This window comes from Prevotella sp. P4-67, from assembly GCF_002251325.1.
Classification (GTDB): Bacteria; Bacteroidota; Bacteroidia; order Bacteroidales; family Bacteroidaceae; genus Prevotella.
Genome location: NZ_NPJL01000033.1, coordinates 68,703 through 95,073 on the forward strand (window position 1 = coordinate 68,703; position 26,371 = coordinate 95,073).

Below are 26,371 nucleotides of genomic sequence, written 5' to 3' on the forward strand. Positions count from 1 at the left end.
ATATTAAAAAAGGAGAAATATCACTTTATTTTAAGAAAAATTGCATGTTGCAAGCGCCGCAGATAGCCACAGCACAAGGGAAATCCCGTTTAGGCTGGCTGCATCGCGACATGCCAAAACGGGATTTGTCCTTACTTCATGGGGGATACTCAGAACTTGAATATCTCTTCGTATATGCGTTGTACTGGCAGCCCCATCACATTGAAGAAACTGCCTTTGAGCGCAGTGACACCTATGAAACCTATCCACTCTTGGATGCCATAGGCACCGGCCTTGTCCAGGGGGCGATAGGTAGTCACATAGTAATCGATTTCCTGCTGGGTAAACTGCTTGAAGGTTACCTCTGTCACCACGTGGAAGGCGTGCTGTTTGGTCAGGGTGGTAAGAGCCACGCCGGTGACCACGGCATGTGTCTTGCCGCTCAGTTTGGCCAGCATTGCTTTGGCCTCGGCTTCATCGGCAGGCTTGCCCAGCACCTCTCTGCCTAACACCACAACGGTATCGGCTGTTATCAGCATCTCTCCGGCACTCAGCGTATAGGCTTGAGCCTTCTGGCAAGCCAGATATTGGGGTATCTGCTCGGGGGTAAGTCCGTCGGGATAGTTTTCCTCGATACCGGGAACCACGCGCACTTCGTATTCCAAGTCCAATCCGCCCAGAAGTTCTTTCCTGCGGGGAGAGTTGGAGGCAAGGATTATATGATAAGGAGTATCTATCATCGTCTTGATATTAATACGATTACCAACCGAAAGCCTTGCTGTCGCTCAACCATTTTCCCTGAGCCATGAGCACCTGCTCGATGATGTCGCGGCCTACGCCGTAACCACCCTTGCAGCGGCTGACATAGGTGCTGATTTCCTGGATATCGGAACAGGCGTCGGCGGGGCAACACGGACAACCGCAGCGACGCATCACCTGATAGTCGGGGATGTCGTCGCCCACATAGATAACCTCGCTGTCATCCAGATTGTTCTTTGCCTTGAACTCCTGATAGGTCTCCATCTTCATAGAGCAGTTGATGTAGACATCGCCTACCCCGAGGTAGGTGTATCGTTTGACAATAGCTTCCGAACGGCCACCAGTCATGATGGCTATATGCAGCCCCATCTTGCAGGCAAGCTGTATGGCATAGCCATCCTTGATGTTGACCGTGCGCAGAGGCTGGCCCTCGTCATCCATGCCTATTGTTTCGGCCGAAAGCACGCCATCTACATCGAAGATGATGGCCTTGACCTTGGTTAAATCGTAATTAATCATTCCCGTTGTATATTGTAACATTTTCCCATTTCAGCGCATCTTCATTCTGAGGCTTGCGCTCATCGGTACAATGACCTATAGCGATGACACACAATACCTTGTAGGCATCATCGAGTCCCAGGATGCCGTGAATGACCTCGTCGGCGGTGGTACCGTCGGAGAGACCGCGGCCGTGCATCTGCGCCCAGCAGGAACCCAAGCCCAGGTCGGCAGCCTGATACTGTATGGTAACCGCAGCGATGGACGCGTCTTCTATCCAACATTCATCCTCGTCGGGGGGAGCGCAAACCACGATGGCCAAGGGCGCACCCTTGAGAAAAGCGGCTCCAGCCTCTTTGGCGTCGGCCATCTTCTCGAGCGCCACCTTGTCATCTACCACTACGAAATGCCATTTGCGGCTACTCTTGGATGTCGGCGACATAAGCGCCGACCGCAGTATGAGCTGCAGAGCCTCGGGGGCAATCTCTTCATCACTGAAACGGCGATGACTGCGTCGATGTGCTACTAAATCTTTGAAATCCATACGTCTTTACTGATTAATGTGACAACGGTGCTATCCGCCGTCGTTATTATCTGATACAAAGTTAGTGATAGCGAAGAAGAATTCAAAATAATTTCCGACATTTTTCCTCACTTTCACGATAATTGACCGGTTTCCGGTGGTCGTAATGAGTAAATAGACAATGCAGCCATACATGCCGCAGTCTAAGCAAAAACTGATTGCAGACCAGGCAAAAACTGATTGCAGACTACGAAACGGCGATGGCGAAGTGTGAAATAATTAAACGATGGTTGGCATCTGTTAAATCGCGCCTTAGACTAACTTTGGATTTGGTGGTAACAGAAAATTATGCTTACATTTGCACCATGAATTACACATCAAACTATTTACTGACTTATTGCATCTAACTATGGCAAAGTATTTCAAACAGGAGATGCCCGACCTCAGAAACACGGGCGAAAAGAAATTCTATTACCGCATGAAGGTCAACGAGAACATTGACTTTGACGAACTGGTAAGACGCCTCACCTATCCTGGTTCGGGCCTTGACAAGGGACAGGTGGTACAGGTAATCGCAGCCATCGGCAAGCAGATGGCGCTGGAAATGGCTTCTGGCAATTCGGTGACAATCGACGGCATCGGGACTTTCAGGGCGTCTGTCGGCATGACGATGCCCAAAGACCTGACTGGTACGGACACGGGAAAGGAAACCAACGCCAGAAGTTTGAAGGTGACGGGCATAATCTACAGGGCAGCCTCACAGCTGGTCCGCACGATTTCCTCACAATGCACCTTGGTACGCGACAAAGAGCACCGGCTGCGCAAGTCGCCCTACAGCAAGGAAGAGCGTATCGGCCTTGCCGTCGGCTATCTGGGCGATGGAGCCCATCCCTTCATGCGCGTCGGTGATTATGCTCGTCTAACCCGGCAGTCGCACTGCGCAGCTTCGCGCGAGTTGCAGGAAATCTCGCGGACGCCACAATCGCCTATCAGGAGAGACGGCAGAGCAAGTGCGCTCGTCTATGTGCTAAGCCGCGAACAGCTGTAGATAATCACAGGCCTTGACAGATGGCAGATTTTATACTCGCAAGGGGCAATATGCTCCGGCAGGTATAAAATCTGCATTTGTTTTGGCAGTTACAAATGTAATTTGTATATTTGCCAAATGCACCAAATACGAACGCGCATCATATCAAGAGGCACAGATATGCCGCAATCGACAAGCTGGCAGTTCCAGCACAGCCTTGTACTGTTCAGAATGTATGAACAGGCACCAGGCCATACCCCTTATATGGCCATAGCCGAAGATGAAAACGGACAAGTAGTGGGTCAGCTGCTGGCTGTGACCCGTTGGCGCAAGAGCCTGTTTCCGCTCTATCTGTACAAGCAAGCCCGCGTCTTCGGCACAGGCGACTATACCGACAATGCCAATCCCCAGGAGATATTCGGAATGTTGCTCGGACGACTGACAAGGATATTGAAAATGAAGTTGTGTCTATACATCGAGTTCTCCAACATACCCTATAAGATGTATGGTTACCAACATCTGAGAGCCTGCGGTTACTTCCCCACCGGCTGGATGGAGACTCACCTGGACCTGAAGGAGGCAAACCCGACAGACAGATTGAGTCTGAAAAGCAGCAGATACCTCAAAGAAGTCTCGGAAATGGGTCTGCAGACGCGCGAAGCGACCAGCGACGCAGAGGTCAAGGAGTTCTGCAAACTCCTCAAGAGGTCCTACCGCTACGTGCTTCAAAGTTTTCTGCCCAACAAGGAACTTATCCTTGAGTATCATCACAATCCACAAATCAAAATCTATGTCACGACCAACGGCAACAAAGTGGTTGCCGGATGCGTATGCCTCTTCGCCAATGGCAATGCGTATGGCTGTTATGCCGTGACGAACAAAAAATTGGTTCCCAAGAATCATTCATTCCACATCTCTGTATGGCATGCCATCGAAGAGGCCTATCGTCGGGACTGCGGCAAATTCTTCATCGTCGACGCCGGTCAGCCCTCCATGCACAACACACTGACGAAGATGATGCTAAATTTCGGTGCGGTTTCAACCAACAAGTACAGATGGTACCACCTGAATGTTCCGCTTGTCAATACGATTATTTGCAAGTGGATAGTGGGCTGACACAATAATCGGCCCTATCTTGCGTTATATGGTTATGAAACAATTCGTATTATTGGCTTTGCTGGCTTCAGTATGCCTCTCTACATATAGTCAGAGCTTTGTATTGCAAGGACGGGTTACCGACGACAAGGACAATCCCATCGAGTTTGCGTCTGTAACCTGTGCCCGCCAAGGCAAGGTGGCTCTCACGTCTGCCAAGGGTTCATTCACCCTCACCCTCCACTCTGCCGACTCGGTGGTCATACGCTTCTCGATGCTGGGTTATCGTGCCAAGACCCGCGTACTGCGCAACCCTCGTGGCAGACAGAACCTCCACGTGGTCATGTATGCCGACGTCAACACGCTCGGCGAAGTCGAAGTGAAAGGAGAAAAGATACAGACCGGCCAGACTCAGGAACTGAAGACCAAGGACATGAAGATGTCGCCCTCGGTGGGTGGCAATGCAGTGGAAGAGCTCATACAAAGTCAGGCGGGAGTATCAACCCATAGCGAACTGAGCTCTCAATACAACGTAAGAGGAGGCTCTTTTGACGAGAACAGCGTATATATTAATAATGTAGAGGTCTTCCGCCCATTCCTTGTGAGGTCTGGACAACAGGAGGGCTTATCGGTAATCAATCCAGACATGGTGGCGAAGATTGGGTTCTCGACTGGAGGATTTGAGGCAAAGTATGGCGACAAGATGTCATCGGCTCTCGACATCACCTATAAACGGCCACAGCGGTTTGAAGCCAATGCTTCGGCAAGCCTGTTGGGCGCAAGCGCCTATGTGGGCTTGGCCAACAAGAAGATAGCGTGGGCCAATGGCGTGAGATACAAAACCAATAAATATCTTTTGGGGTCGCTGCAGGAAAACGGAGAGTACAAGCCTAACTTCCTGGACTATCAGACCTATCTGAGCTATACTCCCGACAAGCGTTGGCAGATTGATTTCATCGGTAACATCTCGGAAAGTCACTACAACTTCTATCCCAAAGACCGCAACACGGCCTTCGGCACGATGCAGAACGTAATGAATTTCAAGGTCTATTTTGACGGGCAGGAGAAAGACCTCTTCCGCACCTATTTTGGTTCGTTAGCAATCAATCGAAACCTTAACAGCAAGACGCGGTTGTCACTCATTGCGTCGGCATTCTCGACCAAAGAGCGTGAGACCTACGACATACAGGGCCAATACTGGCTCACCCAGACCGAGACCAATGAGAATATGGCTGTCGGAACGTATTTCGAGAGCGCCCGCAACTATCTCGAAGCCCGCGTGCAAAGTCTGAAGCTGATGCTGACAAGCAAAATCAAGAAGCACGACATCGAGGCCGCATTGACACTCAAAAGGGAACACATCAAAGAGAACTCCATAGAATATGAGATGCGTGATTCGGCTGGTTACAACGTACCCAATACCGGCGAGGACCTGTATATGATATACTCCATGCGCACCCGAAACCAGCTGGATGCTTCTCGCATAGAGTCATATATACAGGATACGTGGCGATTTACATCGGGTACGGACAGCGCCACTACCCTCTATACGCTCAACTACGGACTGCGTATGAGCCACTGGAACTTCAACAAGGAAACAATCTTGTCGCCCCGCATCTCATTGGGCATCATTCCGGCTTGGTCGCCAAACACCACACTGCGCATCGCAACCGGCATCTACTACCAAGCGCCCTTCTTCAAAGAGCTTCGTGATACTACTACCGTCAACCATGTAACCGTGGCACGGCTGAACGAAAAGATAAAAAGCCAACGATCGATACACTTCGTTGCGGGTTATGACTATCGCTTCAGAAGCATGAACCGCCCTTTCCGATTTACAGCCGAAGCATATTACAAGATACTGCAGAACCTGATACCCTACTCTATTAATAATGTAAAGGTGGTATATTATGGTGACAACATCTGCAGCGGTTATGCAGCTGGACTGGACATGAAGCTGTATGGTGAATTTGTACCAGGAACAGACTCTTGGATATCACTATCCTTGATGAAAACCCAAATGAAGCTGAACGGCCACTCCATGCCGTTGCCCACAGACCAGCGGTGGGCCATGAACCTGTTCTTTACAGATTACTTCCCCGGAACCGACAGATGGAAGATGGCTCTTCGCCTTGCCTTTGCCGACGGTCTGCCATTCTCGGCGCCTCACAGAGAAACCGAGCGCAACTCTTTCAGAGCCCCTGCATACAAACGCGCAGATATTGGAATGAGCTATCGATTGTTTGAGAATGAAGCAAAGAGGAAGAATATGCCGTTCAGGAATGTCTGGCTTGGCGTAGACTGTCTCAACTTGCTCGGCATCAACAATGTAAACAGCTATTATTGGATTACCGACGTCACCAATCAGCAATACGCTGTCCCCAACTATCTCACCGGCCGTATGCTCAACGCCCGCGTGCTCTTTGAATTCTAACTGCAATACGTTAAATATGCTTAATATCGGAGAAATAAACAGTTGGCACAAGCGCCTATGTCCATAAAAATTAGTAATTTTGCAGCCGATTTAGTCCGTACGGGCTCGAACAAGTTCTGAAACACCATCAGGCGCCTGTCGGAAAAACTTATATTTTATAACAAATGTACGCAATTGTAGAAATTAACGGTCAGCAGTTCAAGGTAGAGGAAGGCCAGAAGCTCTTCGTTCACCGTATCAAGGATGCCGAGGCTGGTAAGACCGTTGAATTTGACAAAGTGCTCCTCGTCGACAAAGACGGAGCTGTCACAGTCGGTGCACCTACTGTTGAAGGTGCCAAAGTAGTAGTAGAGGTTGTGAATCCTCTTGTTAAGGGTGACAAGGTCATCGTTTTCAAGATGAAGCGTCGCAAGGACTATCGTAAGAAGAATGGTCACCGCGCCCAGTTCACACAGGTAGAAGTTAAACAAGTAGTCGCTTAAAAGGAGGATTTCAGAATGGCACATAAAAAAGGTGTTGGTAGTTCTAAGAACGGCCGTGAATCAGCTTCACAAAGATTAGGCGTTAAAATCTGGGGTGGTCAGAAAATCATCGCTGGTAACATCATCGTTCGTCAGCGTGGTAACAAGCACTTCCCAGGCGAGAATGTAGCACAGGGCAAGGATGATACTCTTTACGCATTGACCGACGGTGTGGTTTACTTCCACAAGGGCTCACGCAACAAGAGCACAGTATCAGTTCTCTCTCCCGAAGTTTACGCTGAGAAGACTAAGAAAGCTGAAGCTTAAATAAACAACAACTTATTCCAAACAAACAATACAGAAGCCAGTTCCATACGGAATTGGCTTCTTCTCGTATATATAAACGCATCGCGCAGAAGAAATTATAAGATTTATTTTGTTATCGGGCACGCTTTGATTAACTTTGCATACAGACAGCATCATGGCTGCTAAAAGTACATTATCATGAATATTTGTTATTAAGTCCGCTTAAACAAAGATGAAGAAAATCATAGTCCCCTTTATAATAATAGGTGTAACGTCACTCATTGCCTCTTGTCATACAACGGTCAGTGAAGATGAATGCATCAGTGAAAGAGTTGATTCGTTTGCGACATATTACTTTAACTGGCAATATGACAAAGCGGCGGCGTATTGTACTCCCCCATCGATAAAGTGGCTGGAATTCGCAGCAAGTCAAGTCAGAGAAGGTGATGTAGAACAACTCAAGGCAAAGGAAAGCCAACTTACTACGGAAATAATCTCAATAGATTATAGCCCAGACGAGCAGCAGGCTCGCGTGAAGCAGCGGGTAAGCAACTATATGGAAGCTCGCGGATTCGGAGAGCCTCCGGCAGAATGTGAAGAAGGCATCTACGAATGGACATTGGTAAAAGATAAGCGTGCATGGCTAATCAGAATGGAAGCCCTACCGCGAAATGAAAAGCAAAATCACGACTAAAATTGGGATGAACCAATGCATAATGCTCTGCCTTGGACTCATAGGCAGGGTTAATGGCCTTCATGCCCATATCCATACGCAAGATAAAATAGTCGAAATTTAGGCGCAAGCCCACACCATAGGCCACCGCTATCTGTTTGTAGAACTCGTTGAAGGCAAACTTGCCTCCGGGCTGGTCGGCGTATTCTTTCAATGTCCAGATGTTACCTGCATCAACAAATACAGCGCCATCCAGCTTCCAGAACATGTGCGTGCGATACTCCAGATTGAAATCAAGTTTCATATCACCCGTTTGGTTGATGAAATCAATGCGTCCATCTTTTCCCTTAAACTTACCTGGGCCCAAGCCACGGACAGTCCAACCTCTTACAGAGTTGGCTCCGCCCGAAAAATACCGCTTCTCAAAGGGCAGAATCTTACTGTTTCCATAAGGATAAGCTATGCCCAATCCAATGTGAGCAGCCAAAGTGTTGTGCTCATCAAACTTAAAAAGGTGCGTATAGTCAACATCCATCTTGGCGTATTGGGCATATGCAATTCCAAACAGCGTGTTCTGGCCATTGGAGTTGGTCTTAAACTTGGCTATATGCGACAATGAATTGAGCAGATTGCCCGAAGACTCGACATTGGCACGAACAGCATCACTGCCATCATTATAACTCAATCCGAAACCGAGCTTCATAACGAACAGATCTTCGTAATTGTAACGGAGAATGGCATTTCGATTGCCCTCGTCGTCCAAGTAATCACGCTTGAAAGTCTCGCTTATCCACGGCATTGACACATAATTGAGGTCGAGCAAATCAAAGCGGTAAGACAGATTATGATGCGCCTCCTCCCATCTATAACGCCAAGCGGCAGAGAAGACTCGGCGGTGAAATTCTGGACGATTTTGCAAGTTCCAACTTAAAGAAAGCTCAGAAGTAGCCTGACTGTTACGAGTAAAAGAATGAGAAAGGAATGGCGCAACAAAGCGAGGGAATGCCAGACGCGTCTCTATTCCATATTCCTTGTAGTTCTGGTCGTTGTATCCTTCAAGACCTTTAATCGCTTCATAAGCTCCACGCAACTCAATGCTCAACAACTCGCTTCCATGAAAAAGGTTCTTGTTCGTATATGTAAGAGAAACCGCCGCGCCCAAATCTCCGGCCGTGTTGGTACCTTCCGGTTGGAATGACACAGACGATGGCTTGTTCATGGTCAACTCGATTAACGTGTTCAAGACTTGGCTGTCAGGAACCTCTTCAAACTGGATATTCGTATAACGCACAGCTCCAAGTTTGGCAAAATTATTGTAAGTACGCTGAAGTTTCTGTTCGCTGAAGAAATCGTTCTGAACTAAAGCCGTATTGTTGAGCATAATCTTTCTGCGCAAATATCCGTTTGCGTTATCTGTATGATAGTCAATCCGTCCAACCTTATAACGCGGATGAAAAACAGCAGGGGCATCGTTGTATGCACGATAAGGATAGAGATGCATGGTAACATCAAGGAGCTGAGAGTTGGCTGCGCTATCTACAGTGAACTGAATAAAATCCTTGTTGAAACGGTAAAAACCGCTGTTAAGCAGATAGTCTGATATACGCTTACGTATATTGTCGAGCTTGTCAACACTAAACTTTGTACCTTTGGCTATATGGAATTTGGAATTGGGCTGCTCTATCTTTAGCAAATTGGCAATGCTGTCATCGTCAATTATATAATGTACATTGTCAATGAAATAGGCTTGCCCCGGAGTTATGGTATATGTAGCCGTGATTTTCTTTCCCTTCGTGCGCGTATTCAATTGCACCGAAGCATGCATATACCCCATGTTATGCATGGCTGCCAAGAGGTCACTCTGGCTCTGGTGAGCCTGATTTACATCATAAATGACCGGTTCTTCACCAATATTGCGAAGGGTACGGTTAATCCATTTGGCGGTGTCCTTTCCCGCTAAAGAATATGTGGCCAATGGTATCTTAAATATGGAGAACCACTTGGAGTTGGCCTTCTGCTTGATGTAGGGGCCAAGCACGGCGGCGTCAAAGCCTTTTTCGGTTGACTTCAACTCTACCTTATCCAACAAGTACTCGTTTTCGGATATGAACTTTGAGGCACTACATGACGACAGTAATGCTATAAAAAAAGCTATATATAGATTAATATATTTCAAAACATTCCAATTAGTTCCACAAAATTACAAAAAACAACAGAATAATTATTAACTTTGCAACAAATATTTTCGCAATAATGATCAGTAAAGCAAAGATAAAATATATCAAATCATTAGACCAGAAAAAATACCGTAATAATGAGCAGGTGTTTGTTGCCGAAGGGCCTAAAGTTGTTGGTGATTTGCTTGCCAAACATGACCCTAAGATTCTTGTTCATACTGAAGCGTGGAACCCTCCATGTATTGCCAAACAATATGATGACTGCGAAGAATACATAGTTACTGGAGACGAACTGAGGAAGTTGAGTTTCTTACAGCATCCACAAGAAGTATTGGCAGTATTTTCGCAAACACAAACAAAACTGCCAACGACATTTGCAAAGGAAATCATACTTGCACTCGACGGAGTACAAGACCCAGGAAATCTTGGTACAATCATACGCATCGCAGATTGGTTTGGCATAACCCAAATTGTATGTAGCAAGGATACGGTTGACGTATTCAACCCCAAGGTTGTACAAGCCACGATGGGAAGTATTGCCCACATATCTATAAGTTACGTTGATTTGTTTTCTTTCCTCAAGAGTGTACCCGAAGATGTGCCTATATATGGAACAGTACTTGACGGGGAAGACATTTATACCAAAGAACTTAGCAGCAATGGCATCATCATAATGGGCAATGAGGGTAAAGGAATTTCTGACCCTATCAAGTCGCTTATCACAGAGCGTCTGTTCATACCCAACTTTACCGATGGAAGAGATACTGCCGAGAGTCTCAATGTCGCCATTGCTACAGCCATTACTTGCAGTGAATTTAAAAGAAGGATAAGTTATGAAAGATAGTATATACGTTAACAGAAGCGTTTCTGCATGTTTGAAGGAAGCGACCGCAATGGCATTCAGCCATTTGAAAACCATATTGTTTACCACCTGGTTACCCTTGCTTCTCGTTTCAATTTCCTTTACGGGAATACTCTTGTCATTCACGCCAAACAAGCAAATATATGACCTTGGCAACGCCAACATCTGGCTTTCTTTGCTTTTCCTTGTGGCAATGTACATCCTATTATTTGTTAGCTGGCTGTGGACTGCGGCAAAGGCATTTGCCTTTGTCAATGGAGAAAAGACCAAGAACAACCTTAAGCGTTGCATAGCGCCAATCATAGTTCTCGTCGCGTTCAGTTTAGCTGTAAAGAGTTGTCTTACAGGCGTCATCTACGAAACCGTGAACAAATGGTTGACGACATTCAACATGTCTGAACAGGCAACAAGCGGGTTGGCGCTGATTCTGTTGATTTCTGTCATAGCCATCGTTGCAGCCCTGCTTTTGCCGCTGCTTTATGCGTTTACCCATTATATATTGGAACAAAAAGAAAGTTTAGCCAGCGTCTTCAAATCAGGCTATAAGACCGGAATCCGCCATTGGGGCTTCCTGTTCTTGTCTACGATGATTACCACATTAATCGTTGGAGTCCTGGCGGCAATCATTATGACCCCTTTGACCATCATATTGTTTGCCAACATACAAAACACCCTTGGTATAATCAATGGAGACGTGGACGGAACCCCTTCCGGTTTCTATTTCATGCTCATAACGACCAGCATAGTATGTTGTTTTATAACAACCTTCATCTCCCTGTGGCAATTATTATCAACTTGCTACGTATGCGGTTCGATAACGGTCCACGAAGCAGAGAAGAACAGACAAGCTAAAGAGATAAACCAACATGAAACCACAGAGAATCTTATTTATTGACAGAGACGGCACGCTTATCAAGGAGCCGGATGACGAGCAGATTGACTCCTTCGAAAAGCTGGAGTTTGTCCCTGGAGTCTTCAAGAACCTAAGATACATCAAAGAACATCTTGATTACAAGTTGGTAATGGTAAGTAATCAAGACGGCTTGGGCACCGACTCATTTCCCGAAGATACCTTCTGGCCTGTCCACAATTTCATCCTCAACACTTTGGCTGGCGAGGGCATCACATTTGACGCCCAGCATATCGACAACCATTTCCCTGATGACAATTCCCCCATGCGCAAGCCCGGAACTGGCATGCTCAAGGAATACATGGACAACGCCCAATACGACCTCCCTAACAGTTATGTCATCGGCGACCGTGATACCGACAGACAATTGGCCCACAACTTAGGATGCAAGGCCCTTATCCTGGGCGACGACTGCCCTTCGTGGGACAAGATATCTGAGATATTGCTGGGCGGAGAACGTATAGCCGAAATCAAGAGAGATACCCGCGAGACCTCTATCTACGTGAGTCTGAACATAGATGGAAGCGGCAAGAGCGACATCGATACTGGGATAGGATTCTTTGACCATATGCTCGAGCAGATTGCCAAGCATGGCACTGTGGATTTGACGGTAAAGGCCAAAGGCGACCTGAACGTAGACGAGCACCACACCATAGAGGACACAGCTATCGTCATAGGCGAATGTATCCTGAAAGCGCTCGGCGACAAGCGAGGCATAGAGCGCTTTGGTTACTGTCTGCCTATGGACGACTGCCTGTGCCAGGTGGCCCTCGACTTTGGAGGCAGACCCTGGCTGGTATGGGATGCCGAATTTAGAAGGGAGAGAATCGGGGATATGCCTACGGAGATGTTCTTGCACTTCTTCAAAAGCCTGTCCGATTCTGCAAAAATGAACCTCAACATCAAGGCCGAAGGAACCAATGAACACCACAAGATAGAAGGCATCTTCAAAGCCTTTGCCAGGTCTATCAAGATGGCAGTGCGTAGAGACATCTATCATTACGAACTGCCTTCCACTAAGGGTATGTTGTAAATCGAAGCAGTATGGAGAGACTATGGAACCGCAATTATATAAAGGTGATGATTGCCAACTTCATGTTGTACTTTGCCTTTTATGTGCTCACCCCTCTCCTACCTATATATCTTAATGAGTACTTTGCGGCCTCAAAAGACACTATCGGAATGGTATTGTCTGGTTATACGGTCGCGGCGCTCATCATACGACCCTTCAGCGGTTATCTGGTTGACAGTTTCGACCGCAAACACATACTGTTGATATTCTTCTCACTGTTTGCGGCCTGCTTTATAGGATATTTCTGGGCAGGCACGCTGTTGGCTTTCGCCATCGTCCGCACCCTGCACGGTGCGCCGTTTGGTGCAGTCACTGTCGCCAATTCCACCTGTGCCATCGATGTACTGCCTTCGTCAAGGCGCAATGAGGGTATAGGTTATTACGGATTGAGCAATAACCTCGCCATGGCTATTGCGCCGTCATTCGGACTGTACATTTATCACATTCTGCAAGACTTCAAATGGCTTTTCGGCGTAGCCCTAATCACTGCATTCATCGGACTGGCAGTATTGACCACACTGGAAACCAACAGCACGAGGCGCCCAGTCCAAACCAACAAAAAACTGTCTCTCGACCGATTCTTCCTCACAAGGGCATGGCTGCTGGCCATCAACATTGCACTGTTCGGTTTTTGCTTTGGAGTGCTGAGCAACTATCTTGCCATATACAGCAAAGAGAAATACGGTGTGATGGATGGCACCGGCACTTATTTCATGCTCCTCTCGGTGGGATTGTTCCTGTCGCGATTGCAAGGGGCCAAAGCTCTGCGAAAAGGCTATATAACCCGCAATACCGCCCATGGCATGTTGCTATCCCTGTTGGGTTACACCCTGTTTGTCGCCATGCCATTCCCGTACGGCTATTACATCTCAGCCATACTTATAGGTCTGGGCAACGGCCATATGTATCCCGGCTTCCTGAATATGTTTATCAATGTGGCCCATCACAATGAGAGAGGGACAGCCAATTCATCGATATTGACTTCGTGGGATTTCGGTTTCGGTATAGGCATCTTGGCAGGTGGTATGATAGCCGAACTCTTTGATTATACGGCAGCCTTCTGGATGGTTGCAGTGGTAAATGGCATAGGCGTGCTGCTATTCTTCACAGCAGCACGACGTTTCTTCTTGAAGCACAATCTTAACGAGGATGTGTTTTAGCTTCGTTTCAGAACTTCATATTGGCATCTACAAATGACAAGGGCAGCAAGTCCTTGACACTGCTCAGTTCGTATACGCCATTCTCACCATACAGCAGGATGCGTATAGGTCGGTTGTAGCGGTCTTCCATTTCCAATATCACCTGGCGGCAAGCCCCGCAAGGAGTAATGGGCGTAAGGATGAAGCCCGAATCATTGCGGGCTGCGATGGCAAGTGTAGTAATAGCGAGATGGGGCTGCATCGACTGTGCTGCAAATATGGCTGACCGCTCGGCGCATAAGCCTGAGGGGAAAGCAGCATTCTCCTGATTGGCGCCTATTTGAATGGTGCCATCCTCCAGTCGCAGTGCCGCTCCCACATAGAAACGGCTATAACGTGCATAGGAATGACGAGTGGCATCCTTGGCACGTTCCACAAGTTCTTTGTCTTCTACAGAAAGTTCATCATACTGATAAACCTTTACGTTGACTTCTATCTTGAACTCTTTCATAGTTATTGTTGTTTATATTCAAATGCTCCAATGTCGGGTTTGGGGTCTCTCGGGGTGCCGTGTCTGTCAATAGGAAGAGAGGTGGCAGGGTCGGCCTTGTCTATAGCCCCACTGATGCTGTCGAGAGAGAAATCATAGACGAGATTGCGCGTGTCTATCGTCTTGAAGTGTTTCTTCCCAAAGCGTATGGTGTCGGCAATATCTTCGTAGACCACGTTTATAAAATAAATGCTGTCTTTAGTTACTATTTTCGGAGTACGAATTATACAAGTTTCAAATTTGAAATGACAATCTTCTGCCGTTAAACCATTAATTTCGTCATCAGAATAACCTGTGATGATACTATTGCGACATAATAGACGTGCAATAGGACTTTCAAAGGTAAACGCTTGTTTGCGATTGCCATCAAAAGGATAGAATTGGGCGATGGTAGAATGATTGATGGTCACGTCGCCGCCCTTCACATAGACACAAGGCAGAAGGGTGTTGGTGATTTGGCAATTCTCTACGATTGCCTTGACGTAATTCAAAGACAATCCTACGCCACGGCAATTGTGTATCGTAGACTGTCTGATGGAAAGTTTGGTCTTGTCAATGTCGGCCGAATCGGCAACGATGCCGTTGAAGGCGCCATGTATATCGGTGTACTCGATGTCGTTTTCATACGACTCCGCATTGAACTTGATGCCCTGCCACTGACCCGAAACTCTATCGTAGGGCAGATAGGGGAACATGCGGTCAAGCCTTGAGCCACGAAGGACAACCGGGGCGTCCTTGGTTCCCAACGAACGCAGCGTGCCATCAACCTCTATGCCGGCTTGAGAATTGAAATAGAGGGTTGTACCTGCATGTATTTGCAACGTAGCTCCTTGGGATACGTGGATTCCTCCCCGTATAAGAATCGGATTGGCATCATAAATAGTTGTATCGCGAGTGATATCGAGCTTGTCAAAAGTCTTGGCGTTCCAGGAATATGCCTTGAGACATACCGTCTGGCTCACACCGTTTTCAAGAAGAAATGTAAGTTTGTCTTCTATCAACTGCGGGCCTGGCTCTCTTTGGGTCTTGGGCGTAACTTCGACAAAGACACGCAGGCTGTCGCCTTTGTAGAGTTCTATATTGTTGGTCTGATAACCGACCTCGGCACCAAGATATTCGCCACGCACATTGACACGGAATCCACTTTGGTTGCCGCGCTCCAGACGCACCGAGGTACAACGCAATCCTGCATCGTTGCGATTGTAGACCCAAAATGAGCGCATGGAGGAAGGGGTATTACTGAAAATCGTATCAACATTGACGGTGTCGGCAGAAAAAGAAAGGACTGCCGAGGATGACATTGTAAAAGTATCATCATCGCATGATACTATAAAAATGCCCAATAGCGCATGAAGCCAAACAATAAACAGCTTTTTCATTAACTATAAAACGTCCCGATGCAAGATTTATTGCCCTTCTGTCACTATTTATTTTATATGAAAAGATTGGTGCCGCGCCTTTTCAGACGTAACGACACCAATCCTTCTATGAATTTAACCGAAGTTATCGTACATAATTGCATCCTTATCAACGCCGAGACTGTCGAGATAATCTGTTACTGTCTTAATCAGCATGGGAGGACCGCAGAGATAGTATTCACAATCTTCTGGTGCCTCATGATCCTTCAAGTAGGTATCGCGGATGCAGTTAACCGCAAATCCGGTATAATACTTTACACCTGCAGCATCGGCTTTGGGGTCTTGGCGGTCGAGCGACAAGTGGAAATGGAAGTTGGGGAATTCCTTCTCAAGTTCCCAGAAGTCTTCCAGGAAGAAGGCCTCGCCCAGCGCGCGCGCACCATAGAAGAAATGCATCTCTCTGTCTCTTGTCTGGAGCGTCTTGGTCATGTGCATAATCTGTGCACGCAATGGCGCCATTCCTGCACCGCCACCAATCCATATCATTTCCTTACCAGAAGTGAAGTTGGGATGGAAATCTCCGTAAGGGCCGCTCATCATAACTTTGTCACCGGGCTTCAGGCTAAAGATATAGGAAGAGCCGATGCCTGTGGGAACATCCTGGAAGCCGACCTGCGGACGGGGCAGGAACGGAGTTGTGGCAATACGCACGGTAAGGGTGATGATATCTCCCTCGGCAGGATAGTTGGCCATCGAGTATGCTCTCACTGTGGGCACGGGGTTATGTGCCTTGAGCGAGAAGATGTTGAACTTTTCCCAGGCCTTGATATAGTCTTCGCCGATATCATTCTTATCGAAATCCACATTATAGTCTATGCAATCGTAAGCAGGTATCGTGATTTGGGCGTAGGAACCGGGAACAAAGTCCATGTGCTCGCCAGGAGGCAGAGCAACCTTGAATTCCTTGATGAAACTTGAGACGTTCTTGTTGGAAATGACGGTGCACTCCCACTCTTTCACGCCCATCACGCTATCAGGCACGCGGATGTCGAGATTGCCCTTCACTTTGCACTGACATCCCAGACGCCAATGCTCTTTAATCTGCTTGCGGGTAAAATGTGGACGCTCTGAATCGAGAATCTCACCTCCGCCAGACAGAACCTGAACCTTACACTGACCGCAACTTGCTTTACCACCACATGCAGAAGGCAGGAAGATGCCGTTCTCATTCAGGGTTGACATCAGGCTATTTCCCTGTTCTACAGAAAGCTGCTTGTCGCCATTTATCGTGATAGTCACATTGCCGCTTGGACTCAGATACTTCTTTGCGACAAGCAACACAATGACCAAAAGGAGTATAATCAAGAGAAAGACTCCGATACTTAACAATATAAACTGTTCCATAATTATATTCCTGCTCTATTAAATTTTCAGACCGCTAAAACACATCATAGCCATAGCCATGAGTCCTACTATAATAAATGTGATGCCGAGGCCCTGAAGCGGACGAGGCACATCGCTATACTGCAGCTTCTCTCGTATGGCACCCATGGCCACGATGGCCAGAGTCCATCCGATACCTGAGCCCAAAGCATAAACCAATGCATCAACTACGCTACCGATATACTGAGAATTGGATGGGTCCATGTTGATACGCTGTTGCATGAAAAGCGATGCGCCCATGATGGCACAGTTTACAGCTATCAAAGGCAAGAAGATACCCAGTGCAGCATAAAGAGACGGACTGTACTTCTCGACAACCATCTCAACTAACTGCACGATACCGGCAATCACCGCAATGAAGATGATGAAGCTGAGATATGAGAGGTCAACGCCATCGACCAGACAGTCGGGACCTAATACTTTAGTCTGAAGCAAGTAATCGACAGGCACGGTGACCAACAGCACGAATGTAACTGCAGCACCGAGTCCGAATGAGGTCTTCACATTCTTCGAAACCGCAAGGAATGAGCACATTCCGAGGAAGAATGCGAAGATCATATTATCTACAAAAATAGAACGGAGTAATAAGCTTAAAGCATGTTCCATAATGATTTATTTTTCAGTGTAAAAAAATGCACGGTGTACCCAAATAACGCATCCCAAAAGTATCAACGCCATTGCAGGCATAGTCATCATGCCGTTGTTGACATACCCGAAATCGTAAACGAAACCAGGGATGACGTCCATGCCAAGCAGGGTGCCGCGGCCAAGCAACTCGCGGATTCCACCGACAATGACCAGCACCATGGCGTAACCAAGACCGTTTCCGATACCATCGAGGAATGATGGCCATGGCTTGTTGGTCATGGCAAATGCTTCGAGGCGTCCCATGAGGATACAGTTGGTGATAATCAGACCTACATATACAGACAGCTGCACACTTACATCGTAGGCAAAGGCCTTGAGTATCTGGCTGACAATCGTTACCAATGCAGCAACGACAACAAGCTGTACGACAATACGAATACGCATAGGTATCGTATTGCGGATAATAGAAATGATAGTATTGGCAAAAGCGGTAATAACCGTCACTGCCAATCCCATTACTATCGCAGGCTTAAGCTGGGAAGTAACAGCCAAAGCAGAGCAGATTCCCAACACCTGGACAAGAATCGGATGGTCCAGATTGAGGGGATTAATCAATGCCTCTTTATTTTGTTTGTTGAATAATGACATAATCTTTGATTTTATATGTATACATTATTTATCCTTTAAGAAAACAAGGTACTTGCCAAGTCCTTCGTGAATCATGCGGGTAACACCATCGCAAGTCAGAGTGGCTCCACTTACTCCATCTACTTGAGTAGCAGGATTGTCAACCTTCTTGCAGACAGAGAGAGCGACAGCATCCTGATTACCATCAGCAAAGAGATGCTTGCCACAGAACTGCTGCTGCCACTTCTGGTTATCCTTGATTTCGGCTCCCAGACCAGCGGTCTCACCTTCGTGGTTAAAGTAAACGCCATAAATGGTTTCCTTATCCGCGTTGATGGCAATATATCCACTAATGCCGCCCCAAAGGCCCATGCCATAGACTGGCATTACATATTTCTTTTGTCCGTCTACATTGCATACAAACAGAGCGAGTTTACCGGCTTTGAAATCACCGCCATTGAGCTTGAAACCGTCATTTTCTCCGCCGGGCTTGCCAGCTGAAAGAACTTCATTCTTCTCATTGATGATTTCGTCGGCTTCAACGAGCTTGTTATAATACTCTTCTACTTGATTGTCATTGACATCACGGATGTTCAGGGCAGCTATGATCTGCTTCTTTTTGTCCAATGCCACATTCTTGTCCTGAATGGGTTTCAGCGCCTGAGAGAAGTAAGCCAGAACAAATGCCACGGCAATGACCAAGAGAGACGCGTATGCAAGAATGTATGTATTTGAATTTGTATTTAGTTTCATAATCGTTTCTCCTATTTATTAATACGTTTGATTCTTGCTGATACGTTGCGCTCGACAACACAGTAGTCAATCAATGGAGCAAAGACATTCATGAACAGGATGGCAAGCATCATTCCCTCTGGATATCCCGGGTTGAAAAGACGTATGACAATCGCCATAAAACCTATCAAAAAGCCATATATCCATTTTCCGGTTTCTGTGCGTGCCGATGTAACTGGATCCGTTGCCATAAATACAGCACCAAAAGCGAAACCACCCAAGAAGAGATGCTCGTACCATGCGAGGGGAGACAAGCCAAGTGACTGGAACAAGGCAGCTGTCAAGCCTCCGCCAAGGAAAACGCTCAACATGGTCTTCCAACTGGCCACTCCACTCCACAGGAGAATTATGGCTCCGACTCCTATAGCAATTACGGATGTTTCGCCGATACTACCGGGCATCAGACCTACAATCATATCCATCAGAGAAGTATTGGTCGGCAGATGTTGGCCCATCAAGCCCAGAGGCGTAGCCATTGTAAAGCCGTCAGCAAGCTGGTTTCCAAGACCAAAAATAGTATCATTAGCAACCCAAACACTCTCACCGCTCATCTTCGAAGGATAAGAGAAGAAGAGAAATGCTCGTGCTACGAGTGCAACATTAAGGAAGTTCATTCCAGTTCCACCGAAGATTTCTTTGGCAATTATCACAGCAAAAGCAATGGCAACCGCCATCATCCACAACGGAGTTGTAACAGGGATAATCAGGGGAATAATGATACCAGATACCAAATAGCCCTCCTGTATTTCTTCGTGCTTCCACTGCGCCCAGGCAAACTCGATTCCAAGGCCAACTATATAGCTGACCAATACCTTTGGGATTACAGCCAAGAAACCATAGGCAAATACTTCTATAAAGCTGGCGGACGCCAAGGTACCTGCCGCCGCATAATTCTGGTAACCCACATTGTACATGCCAAACAGCAACGCGGGCAGCAAGGCAATAACTACCATACTCATAATGCGCTTGGAATCAATCGCATCATGTATGTTTACACCACTTTTAGAGGTAGAGTTGGAGACCAACAAGAAACTTTCAAAGCCATCAAATAGGCTCCAGAAAGCATGATATTTCCCACCTTTCTCAAATTGCGGTCTTGCTTTGTCAAAAATGTTCTTTAAATTCATATCTTAAGCATTCTCTTTACGTAAAACATTCAATCCGTCACGTACAATTCTTTGCAGTTCAAGTTTAGATGAATCAACAAATTCGGCAACGGCAAAGTCTTCAGGACTAACTTCATAGATTCCAAGCTGCTCCTGACGGTCTATATCGCCTGTTATGATAGCTTTGATGAGATACTCGGCATATATGTCCATAGGCAGAACCTTGTCATATTCACCGCTCATAATCATATGGCGCTCTCCACCCTTGATACGTGCATCGAGGTCATATTCCTTACCTTTACACAACCAGCTGAAATAGCTCTTAGATGTAGAGAACTGACCAAATCTTGGCATTATCCAACCCAAGATTTCGTTCACATTGTCTCCTTCTGGGATTACGGTAACCTCGGATGCACATGGACTCAAGAAATCGTTCAAAGAAGACTTCACACCTGTCAATGGATTACCATTGATGATACGCACATGCTCATTAGTGGTCAATTTGGAATCAAGAATAACCGACAACGGAGTGCCCACCAGGGTTGACACATAAGAAGGTTCTTTCACCATACTTCCAGCAACTGCGATTGTACGTGTCAAGTCCACCTTACCGGTCATAAACAATCTTCCGAAGAAAATCACTGCAGATGGGTTAACAGTCCAAACCACCTCGCCCTTGTTGACAGGATTTATGTGGTTTACCTGTACACCTACATTACCTGCTGGACACGGGCCGTCAAAGACATTTACCTCTACATTCTTTGCATTGACCAAAGCCGCAGCCTGCTGTTTTGCTCCGATTCCGAGATATGTCTTTGCGATACGCGACAAAGCAGTAAGACCCGTTTGGAAAGCCTCTTCGTTACCCTTGAGTTCAACCTCAAAGTCGGCTGCGAGAGGCATATCTCTCAAGGCAGATACGAAGATAGCCTTAGGCATAACCGTCGGATTTGTAGAGACGGCATAAGGCAACTGGTTGATGTATCCGAAGAGACCCGCTTTGAGCAGAAGGTCTATCACTTGCGAACATTCGGCTGCCTTGACATCAAGAGTATCAAAACTCTGATAGTGCTGTTCGTCTTCGGCCTTGACCTTAACGCATAACACTTTACGTCGCTCACCACGTTCGACCGCGACAACTTGTCCGCTAACAGGAGAGGAAAATTTAACATCAGGATAATGCTTGTTCACGAAAAGCGCATCACCAGCCTTTACATAATCGCCTTCATGCACTACGACTTTGGGCGTAACGCCGACAAACCCGTCAGGAACAAGAGCATATTCACCAGACACGACCGCCTTTGACACTTGCTCCGAAGCCCGTCCCTTGAGATTTATGTTAAGGCCCTTACGCAATCTAATTACATTTGCCATACAAGTAAATATATTAATGTATTCTAATAAACGTCAGTTTTAATACCTATTGATTCCAAAAAACCTATGCAAAAATACTCAAAAAACCGCAGACATCGAAAAAAAAACAAATATATTTCAGTATAGGTTAAGAAAAACTTGTAATTTTGTACTTCATAATTGTTAATGTGACAAGAATTAAAAGGTTTTTCAACGTCTCGATATGGCTTGTTTGTGGATTCGTCATATCTCTTGCGATACTGACGCACACTCCGTCGGTGCAGAGTTTCATTGGCAAGAAGGTAGCCGAAGCCGTAGGCGACAAGTTAGGAACCAGAGTTAAAATCGGGCGTGTTGATATAGGTTTCTTAAACCGCCTTATCATCGACAATGTTATTATATATGATAAGGAGCAGGTTGACATGCTGAAGGCAGGACGCATTTCCGCCAAGTTTGACATCATAGACCTTTCGCGAGGCCGCATCACAATTACATCCGCCCAGCTCTTTGCCCTGCAGGCGCGCCTCTACAAGTCCGCCCCCGACAAGCAGCCCAATTTCCAGTTTGTCCTCGACTCATTGGCCTCCAAAGATACGGAGACCAAGAGCACACTCGACCTCGCCATCAAGTCTCTCGTTATACGCAACGGCCATGTCATTTATGATGAGAAATACGTTGCCCGAACCCAGCTTTTTTCCCCCAGCCATATCAACATCGACAAGATAAGTACCCATATTATGCTCAACAAACTGAGCAACGATTCCTTGAATATATATACCAAGAAGTTCTCTTGCGTCGAACAGAGCGGACTGGCGATCAACGACTTCACTTTCAGCCTTGTGGCTAACCGGAGCCATGCAGCGCTCAGGGAGTTTATGTTGGAGACGCCCCAAAGCAAGATTAAGATACCCGAGTTGGACCTTGCTTATCAATGCAATGACCAGGGGTTGATTCCTTCTTCGTTAGAATATCAAGGAGGATTATCGGGCACCATTACCCCATCCGATTTTGCTCCATTGGCAGTCTTCCTCAAAGATTTTTCTCGCCCTCTGTCCTTGCGCGCTGCCCTTAGCGGAACATCGTCATCACTGAAGCTAAAGAGTATCGCCATCCATCAGGGCAACGACGTCTCTCTTGAGGCCCGCGGAGAGTTACAAGATTGGAAAAAAACGCCTCGTTGGTCGGCCGTCATATCCAGATTTACGATGGATGCAGAGGCGGTAAAATACTTCACGGATGCCCTCGCGCCCAAAATCCAACTGCCAGAACTTGTCGGCCATATCGGCCAGACCACGCTGCATGGAAAATTCAGCGGGCAAGGCTCCGACATCGCCGCCGATGCCAATCTGTCAACGGCCATTGGCACAGTCATCCTAAAAGCCAAGACTATCAATCACTTGACAAGCGGCAGGATAGACGCGAAAGACTTGAACATCGGCATCATTGCCAATCAGGACAATTTAGGAGAACTTGACGGACAGCTGGATTTCAAAGCGCTGCACGCCAATGGCAAATATGAGCTCAAAAGTGTGAACGGAAACGTAACCAAGTTTGACTACAACGGATATAGATACCAGAATATAGCCCTGAAATACAACGCAGACGGCCAATATGACCATGGAGAAATCAGCATTGATGACCCCAACGCCAATGTGGTAGCCTTCGGTAAAAAGAAGAAGGCCAAAACACCCGAATTTTCTATCGGAGCCAAAATCAGAGGATTGAACCTTGCCCGACTCAATCTTACAGACCAATTCAAGGATGCCACAATTGATGCCGACATCGAAGCCGACATTCACGGTTCCAATTTCAACAATGCCTTGGGCTCGGTGTCTGTATCCAACTTCAATGTCAAGGGCGGAAACAGAGACTACCACCTATCCCAGTTGACCCTCAATGCACAGCGTAATGACAACGTGCATGAGCTGGCGATGAACAGCGATTTCGGAAACATCAAGGTTACAGGACGTTACAACTACGCCACACTGCTGCAGAGTCTCACCAACATAGTCGGAAGCAAGCTCCCTACCCTCCCAGGCTTGCCCAAAATGAACCATAATATAGACAACGACTTCCAGATCAATGCCCAAATCGTCAAGTCCGACTGGCTGAACTCGCTGTTAGGCATCCCATTATATCTCAAGCGCCCCCTGACCCTGGAAGGCAGCGTAAGAGACAGCAATCGTAAGATAGAAATGACCCTCAACCTTCCCTCGTTTGATTATGGCAAAAGCAGCTATGAGCGAGGCTACATCCGCCTTACCTCGCCAGATGACGTGCTCGAAGCCTTTGCCCATCTGCAGCAGGTAGGCAAAAACGATGGCGGCACCTATTGGAACATCCACGCGCTGGCCGAGGACAACAAGCTGCATACCCTGCTATCCTTTGAGAACAACGGCAAGAGCAACTTCTCCGGAATCATCAATACCGAGGCCAACTTCTACAACAACCATCACGGCATGGCCACGGCCAACATCAACATCCAACCCTCTACCATCGCCATTGGCGACAGCGTATGGCATGTCAAACCGGCAAGCATCAATTATTACGAGAACCACCTCACGGTCAACCACTTGTCGGTCGAGCACAACAAGCAGCACATCATCATCAACGGTGAAGCGACCCCAAATGCCAACGACACGCTGACCGTCGACCTGCACGATGTCGATGTGAGCTATATACTCAATCTCATCAACTTCCACTCGGTAGAGTTTGCCGGCAAAGCCACCGGACTGGCACATATCTCCTCACTGTTTGGCAAGCCCGACATGCGAGGCGACCTCTGGGTGCGCGACTTCAAGTTTGAAGACGGACGCATGGGCATCCTCACCGCCAATGTGGCGCTCAACCATCAGAAAGAGCAGCTCGACATCGATGCGACGGCTTTCGACGAGAACGATTCACGCACATACATTCACGGATATGTATCTCCGCAGCGCAATTATATCGACTTGAACATCAAGGCAAACAACACGCGTGGAGAATTCATTGAGAGTTTCTGCGGCAGTTTCATGCGCAATACCAATCTGCGTATTAATGGAAACGTCAGGGTATTCGGCGATTTGAGTGAAGTTAACCTTGAGGGCAACGCCATTGCCGATGGCTCCATGGACATCAAGCCGCTGAATACCACCTACACCCTTGAAGCCTGCCCCGTAAAACTGGTGCCCGACGAAATAAGATTGGCCAACTGCAACATTATGGACCGCAACGGCAACCGTGGTGTTGTCAACGGGGCGATATACCACAAGCACCTTACCCGTATGACCTACGACATAGGTATTACTGCCAACAATCTCCTGGCCTACGACTTCAAGACCTATGGCGACCAGACATTCTTCGGAACCGTATTTGCCACTGGCGACTGCCGCATCAAGGGCAAGAGTGGTGAGGTTGTCATCGACGCTCATGCCACTCCGCAGAAAGGCTCATTCATAGAATACAACGCGTCGAGCCCCGAGAGCATCAGTAATCAGTCTTTCATACACTGGCAAGACCGCGACAGCCTGAAACTGGCTTCCAATACCAGCCACAACGAGGTCGAGCAAGACACCGAGAGCGAGATAGACATCGCCAGCGACATCCACCTCAATCTGCAGATTGACTGTACCCCCGATGCCACGCTCCGGGTGCTCATGGACAAGCAGTCGGGCGACTACATAGCCCTCCACGGCAATGGTTCGATACGCGCCACCTATTTTAATAAGGGCGACTTCGACATGTTTGGCACCTACGAGGTAGAGAGTGGCGTCTACAAGCTGACCATCCAGAACATCATACGCCGCGACTTCCAGTTCCTCCCCGGTGGAACCATCGGTTTCGGCGGCGACCCTATGGATGCCATCCTCAAGCTCAAGGCCCAATATGCAGTCAACGGCGTGAGCCTGTCAGACTTGAACGTCGGCAAATCGTTTACCAGCAACAATATCCGCGTAAACTGCCTGATGAACATCACCGGAACGCCGATTATGCCCAAGGTTGACTTCGGACTCGACCTGCCCACCGTGAGCAATGACGCCAAGCAGATGATTACGCAGCTCATCAACAGCGAGGAAGGTATGAACCAACAGGTGCTCTATCTTCTTGCCGTTGGGCGTTTCTATTCACAGAACAACAACAGCAACTCATCGTTGACAACCCAGCAGCAGAGCCGTACATCGCTGGCTATGCAAAGTATTCTCAGTGGTACCATCAGCCAGCAGCTGAATACCATCCTCAACACGGTCACCAAGAACGACAACTGGAATTTCGGGGCCAACATTTCGACGGGTGATGAGGGATGGAACAACGCCGAATACGAGGGCCTGCTCAGCGGACGCATGCTCAACAACCGCCTGTTGTTCAACGGCCAGTTCGGCTATCGCGACAACGCCAATGCGACTACCAGTTTCATCGGCGACTTTGACCTTCAGTATCTTATCTATCCCAACGGCAACCTCGCCGTGAGGGTTTACAACCAGACCAATGACCGCTACTTCACCAAGAACAGTCTTAATACCCAGGGCCTTGGCATTATATTGAAGAGAGACTTCAATGGCTGGCGTGACCTGTTGGGGCTGCATCCTCAGAAGAAGGACAAGAAGGCTAAGAAGAAGGCCAAGAAAGCTAAAGACAAACGAAAGAATAAACAACAATAATA

At 47.4% G+C, this 26,371-nt stretch carries 23 protein-coding genes; 11 read left to right on the forward strand and 12 right to left on the reverse strand.

From position 1 onward, the window contains the following. Positions 1-149: 149 nt before the first annotated feature. Genes CIK92_RS05130 through CIK92_RS05140 form a run of 3 tightly spaced genes read right to left on the reverse strand, consistent with a single transcriptional unit; the run spans position 150 to position 1,780 of the window. Positions 150-719, reverse strand: coding sequence for a Maf-like protein (locus CIK92_RS05130; RefSeq protein WP_022311006.1), 570 nt, complete (start codon positions 717-719; stop codon positions 150-152). Positions 720-738: 19 nt separating this feature from the next. Further along, positions 739-1,257 carry an HAD family hydrolase gene (locus CIK92_RS05135; RefSeq protein ID WP_094386424.1) on the reverse strand — a complete coding sequence of 173 codons (519 nt, stop codon included), beginning with the start codon at positions 1,255-1,257 and terminating at the stop codon, positions 739-741. Next, entirely contained in the window at positions 1,250-1,780 is a 531-nt protein-coding gene (locus tag CIK92_RS05140) for a nitroreductase family protein (RefSeq protein ID WP_022311008.1), read from the reverse strand. The genes CIK92_RS05135 and CIK92_RS05140 overlap by 8 nt, the downstream gene beginning before the upstream one ends. 388 nt (positions 1,781-2,168) lie before the next feature. Here CIK92_RS05140 and CIK92_RS05145 point away from each other — a divergent pair, with 388 nt between their 5' ends. The 6 genes from CIK92_RS05145 to CIK92_RS05170 all read left to right on the forward strand — a co-directional run bounded on the left by CIK92_RS05145 (position 2,169) and on the right by CIK92_RS05170 (position 7,776). Further along, positions 2,169-2,807, forward strand: coding sequence for a hypothetical protein (locus tag CIK92_RS05145; RefSeq protein ID WP_094388381.1), 639 nt, complete (start codon positions 2,169-2,171; stop codon positions 2,805-2,807). A 159-nt stretch (positions 2,808-2,966) separates the two neighbouring features. After that, positions 2,967-3,902 carry a GNAT family N-acetyltransferase gene (locus tag CIK92_RS05150; protein WP_144289338.1) on the forward strand — a complete coding sequence of 312 codons (936 nt, stop codon included), beginning with the start codon at positions 2,967-2,969 and terminating at the stop codon, positions 3,900-3,902. A 34-nt stretch (positions 3,903-3,936) separates the two neighbouring features. Further along, on the forward strand, positions 3,937-6,315 hold the full coding sequence (locus CIK92_RS05155) for a TonB-dependent receptor (protein ID WP_094388383.1): 2,379 nt from the start codon (positions 3,937-3,939) through the stop codon (positions 6,313-6,315). Positions 6,316-6,479: 164 nt separating this feature from the next. Further along, positions 6,480-6,797 (forward strand): 50S ribosomal protein L21, encoded by a 318-nt coding sequence (gene rplU, locus CIK92_RS05160; protein ID WP_022311012.1) that lies wholly within the window; start codon positions 6,480-6,482, stop codon positions 6,795-6,797. 15 nt (positions 6,798-6,812) lie between these two features. Next, on the forward strand, positions 6,813-7,103 hold the full coding sequence (gene rpmA, locus CIK92_RS05165; protein ID WP_022311013.1) for a 50S ribosomal protein L27: 291 nt from the start codon (positions 6,813-6,815) through the stop codon (positions 7,101-7,103). A gap of 211 nt (positions 7,104-7,314) precedes the next feature. After that, complete coding sequence (locus CIK92_RS05170) at positions 7,315-7,776, forward strand: hypothetical protein (protein ID WP_094388384.1); 462 nt, start codon at positions 7,315-7,317, stop codon at positions 7,774-7,776. Here CIK92_RS05170 and CIK92_RS05175 read toward each other — a convergent pair. Then, positions 7,730-9,931 carry a BamA/TamA family outer membrane protein gene (locus CIK92_RS05175; RefSeq protein ID WP_094388385.1) on the reverse strand — a complete coding sequence of 734 codons (2,202 nt, stop codon included), beginning with the start codon at positions 9,929-9,931 and terminating at the stop codon, positions 7,730-7,732. The two genes, CIK92_RS05170 and CIK92_RS05175, sit on opposite strands and share 47 nt — an antisense overlap. 77 nt (positions 9,932-10,008) lie before the next feature. Here CIK92_RS05175 and CIK92_RS05180 point away from each other — a divergent pair, with 77 nt between their 5' ends. From CIK92_RS05180 to CIK92_RS05195, 4 genes are read left to right on the forward strand one after another with little or no spacing between them, the layout of a single operon-like run. Next, complete coding sequence (locus tag CIK92_RS05180) at positions 10,009-10,776, forward strand: RNA methyltransferase (protein WP_094388386.1); 768 nt, start codon at positions 10,009-10,011, stop codon at positions 10,774-10,776. Beyond that, positions 10,766-11,689, forward strand: a complete 924-nt coding sequence (locus CIK92_RS05185) for a hypothetical protein (RefSeq protein WP_094388387.1) — start codon at positions 10,766-10,768, stop codon at positions 11,687-11,689. Before CIK92_RS05180 ends, CIK92_RS05185 begins: the two co-directional genes overlap by 11 nt. Then, positions 11,661-12,737, forward strand: coding sequence for a bifunctional histidinol-phosphatase/imidazoleglycerol-phosphate dehydratase HisB (gene hisB, locus CIK92_RS05190; RefSeq protein WP_094388388.1), 1,077 nt, complete (start codon positions 11,661-11,663; stop codon positions 12,735-12,737). Before CIK92_RS05185 ends, hisB begins: the two co-directional genes overlap by 29 nt. Positions 12,738-12,748: 11 nt before the next feature. Beyond that, positions 12,749-13,936, forward strand: coding sequence for an MFS transporter (locus CIK92_RS05195; RefSeq protein WP_094386440.1), 1,188 nt, complete (start codon positions 12,749-12,751; stop codon positions 13,934-13,936). 7 nt (positions 13,937-13,943) lie between these two features. On the opposite strand, the gene cdd is transcribed toward CIK92_RS05195, so the two are convergent. The 8 genes from cdd to CIK92_RS05235 all read right to left on the reverse strand — a co-directional run bounded on the left by cdd (position 13,944) and on the right by CIK92_RS05235 (position 21,753). After that, positions 13,944-14,426: a cytidine deaminase gene (gene cdd, locus CIK92_RS05200; protein WP_094386442.1), complete on the reverse strand. Its 483-nt coding sequence runs from the start codon at positions 14,424-14,426 to the stop codon at positions 13,944-13,946. A 2-nt stretch (positions 14,427-14,428) separates the two neighbouring features. Continuing rightward, entirely contained in the window at positions 14,429-15,688 is a 1,260-nt protein-coding gene (locus CIK92_RS05205; protein WP_254045999.1) for a right-handed parallel beta-helix repeat-containing protein, read from the reverse strand. A 270-nt stretch (positions 15,689-15,958) separates the two neighbouring features. Continuing rightward, entirely contained in the window at positions 15,959-17,227 is a 1,269-nt protein-coding gene (gene nqrF, locus CIK92_RS05210; RefSeq protein WP_094386446.1) for an NADH:ubiquinone reductase (Na(+)-transporting) subunit F, read from the reverse strand. A gap of 18 nt (positions 17,228-17,245) precedes the next feature. Continuing rightward, positions 17,246-17,872, reverse strand: coding sequence for an NADH:ubiquinone reductase (Na(+)-transporting) subunit E (gene nqrE, locus CIK92_RS05215; RefSeq protein ID WP_022311023.1), 627 nt, complete (start codon positions 17,870-17,872; stop codon positions 17,246-17,248). Between the two features lie 6 nt (positions 17,873-17,878). After that, positions 17,879-18,502 (reverse strand): NADH:ubiquinone reductase (Na(+)-transporting) subunit D, encoded by a 624-nt coding sequence (locus tag CIK92_RS05220; RefSeq protein ID WP_022311024.1) that lies wholly within the window; start codon positions 18,500-18,502, stop codon positions 17,879-17,881. Between the two features lie 24 nt (positions 18,503-18,526). Further along, positions 18,527-19,234 carry an NADH:ubiquinone reductase (Na(+)-transporting) subunit C gene (gene nqrC / locus CIK92_RS05225; protein WP_022311025.1) on the reverse strand — a complete coding sequence of 236 codons (708 nt, stop codon included), beginning with the start codon at positions 19,232-19,234 and terminating at the stop codon, positions 18,527-18,529. 11 nt (positions 19,235-19,245) lie between these two features. Further along, on the reverse strand, positions 19,246-20,400 hold the full coding sequence (locus CIK92_RS05230) for an NADH:ubiquinone reductase (Na(+)-transporting) subunit B (protein WP_094388389.1): 1,155 nt from the start codon (positions 20,398-20,400) through the stop codon (positions 19,246-19,248). A 3-nt stretch (positions 20,401-20,403) separates the two neighbouring features. Continuing rightward, positions 20,404-21,753 carry a Na(+)-translocating NADH-quinone reductase subunit A gene (locus tag CIK92_RS05235; protein ID WP_094388390.1) on the reverse strand — a complete coding sequence of 450 codons (1,350 nt, stop codon included), beginning with the start codon at positions 21,751-21,753 and terminating at the stop codon, positions 20,404-20,406. 167 nt (positions 21,754-21,920) lie between these two features. On the opposite strand from CIK92_RS05235, the gene CIK92_RS05240 reads away from it, so the two are divergent. Continuing rightward, positions 21,921-26,369, forward strand: coding sequence for a translocation/assembly module TamB domain-containing protein (locus tag CIK92_RS05240; protein WP_144289339.1), 4,449 nt, complete (start codon positions 21,921-21,923; stop codon positions 26,367-26,369). Positions 26,370-26,371: the final 2 nt, after the last annotated feature.

Bases quoted from the DNA above. Each gene is read 5' to 3' on its own strand.
- rpmA (WP_022311013.1), top strand. From the start codon at position 6,813: ATGGCACATAAAAAAGGTGTTGGTAGTTCTAAGAACGGCCGTGAATCA.
- CIK92_RS05230 (WP_094388389.1), bottom strand. From the start codon at position 20,400: ATGAATTTAAAGAACATTTTTGACAAAGCAAGACCGCAATTTGAGAAA.
- CIK92_RS05140 (WP_022311008.1), bottom strand. From the start codon at position 1,780: ATGGATTTCAAAGATTTAGTAGCACATCGACGCAGTCATCGCCGTTTC.
- CIK92_RS05185 (WP_094388387.1), top strand. From the start codon at position 10,766: ATGAAAGATAGTATATACGTTAACAGAAGCGTTTCTGCATGTTTGAAG.
- CIK92_RS05155 (WP_094388383.1), top strand. From the start codon at position 3,937: ATGAAACAATTCGTATTATTGGCTTTGCTGGCTTCAGTATGCCTCTCT.
- CIK92_RS05220 (WP_022311024.1), bottom strand. From the start codon at position 18,502: ATGTCATTATTCAACAAACAAAATAAAGAGGCATTGATTAATCCCCTC.
- CIK92_RS05205 (WP_254045999.1), bottom strand. From the start codon at position 15,688: ATGCGCTCATTTTGGGTCTACAATCGCAACGATGCAGGATTGCGTTGT.
- nqrC (WP_022311025.1), bottom strand. From the start codon at position 19,234: ATGAAACTAAATACAAATTCAAATACATACATTCTTGCATACGCGTCT.
- CIK92_RS05130 (WP_022311006.1), bottom strand. From the start codon at position 719: ATGATAGATACTCCTTATCATATAATCCTTGCCTCCAACTCTCCCCGC.
- cdd (WP_094386442.1), bottom strand. From the start codon at position 14,426: ATGAAAGAGTTCAAGATAGAAGTCAACGTAAAGGTTTATCAGTATGAT.
- CIK92_RS05145 (WP_094388381.1), top strand. From the start codon at position 2,169: ATGGCAAAGTATTTCAAACAGGAGATGCCCGACCTCAGAAACACGGGC.
- CIK92_RS05180 (WP_094388386.1), top strand. From the start codon at position 10,009: ATGATCAGTAAAGCAAAGATAAAATATATCAAATCATTAGACCAGAAA.
- CIK92_RS05170 (WP_094388384.1), top strand. From the start codon at position 7,315: ATGAAGAAAATCATAGTCCCCTTTATAATAATAGGTGTAACGTCACTC.
- CIK92_RS05150 (WP_144289338.1), top strand. From the start codon at position 2,967: ATGCCGCAATCGACAAGCTGGCAGTTCCAGCACAGCCTTGTACTGTTC.
- nqrE (WP_022311023.1), bottom strand. From the start codon at position 17,872: ATGGAACATGCTTTAAGCTTATTACTCCGTTCTATTTTTGTAGATAAT.
- hisB (WP_094388388.1), top strand. From the start codon at position 11,661: ATGAAACCACAGAGAATCTTATTTATTGACAGAGACGGCACGCTTATC.
- CIK92_RS05195 (WP_094386440.1), top strand. From the start codon at position 12,749: ATGGAGAGACTATGGAACCGCAATTATATAAAGGTGATGATTGCCAAC.
- nqrF (WP_094386446.1), bottom strand. From the start codon at position 17,227: ATGGAACAGTTTATATTGTTAAGTATCGGAGTCTTTCTCTTGATTATA.
- CIK92_RS05135 (WP_094386424.1), bottom strand. From the start codon at position 1,257: ATGATTAATTACGATTTAACCAAGGTCAAGGCCATCATCTTCGATGTA.
- rplU (WP_022311012.1), top strand. From the start codon at position 6,480: ATGTACGCAATTGTAGAAATTAACGGTCAGCAGTTCAAGGTAGAGGAA.
- CIK92_RS05235 (WP_094388390.1), bottom strand. From the start codon at position 21,753: ATGGCAAATGTAATTAGATTGCGTAAGGGCCTTAACATAAATCTCAAG.